Source organism: Acidovorax sp. ST3, assembly GCF_003231145.1.
Lineage (GTDB): Bacteria > Pseudomonadota > Gammaproteobacteria > Burkholderiales > Burkholderiaceae_C > Acidovorax.
This window is the reverse complement of record NZ_QKVP01000097.1, coordinates 1-576: the sequence shown is the minus strand read 5'-3', so window position 1 is coordinate 576 and position 576 is coordinate 1. Positions and strand designations below refer to the sequence as shown.

At 58.3% G+C, this 576-nt stretch carries 1 protein-coding gene; it reads left to right on the top strand.

Annotation, left to right across the window (positions count from 1 at the left end; genetic code table 11):
- Positions 1 to 171: 171 nt before the first annotated feature.
- The coding region (locus DNK89_RS23765) for a DNA gyrase subunit A (protein ID WP_304547811.1) at positions 172 to 576 on the top strand (405 nt) is incomplete at its 3' end.

Genomic DNA, 576 nt, shown 5'->3' with positions numbered 1-576 from the left:
ATCTGTTTTGGCGTTCTTTTTAACGGCGAATGCGGTTGGCGTTGCGGTGCGAATTCGCCTATATAAAACGAGTATTTCACACTCAGGATTCGCACGTTGGCTGACCAAGAAGATCCGCCGTCCGGCCCGCCCGAGACGGCCGATATCCGTCCCGTTTCGATCACGGATGAAATGAAGCGCTCTTACCTCGATTACGCGATGAGCGTGATCGTAGCGCGTGCGCTGCCGGATGCGCGTGACGGTCTGAAGCCGGTGCACCGGCGCATTCTCTACGCGATGTACGAGAATGGTTTCGAGTGGAACAAGCCGTACCGCAAATCGGCGCGCACCGTCGGTGACGTGATCGGTAAGTACCACCCGCACGGCGACCAGTCGGTCTACGACGCAATGGTGCGCATGGCGCAGGACTTTTCCATGCGCGTGCCGCTGATCGACGGACAGGGCAACTTCGGCTCGGTCGACGGCGATATGGCGGCCGCGATGCGTTACACCGAAGCGCGTCTGCAGAAGGTTGCGCATTCGCTGCTCGATGATATCGACAAGGATACTGTCGATTTTCAGCCGAACTACGACAGC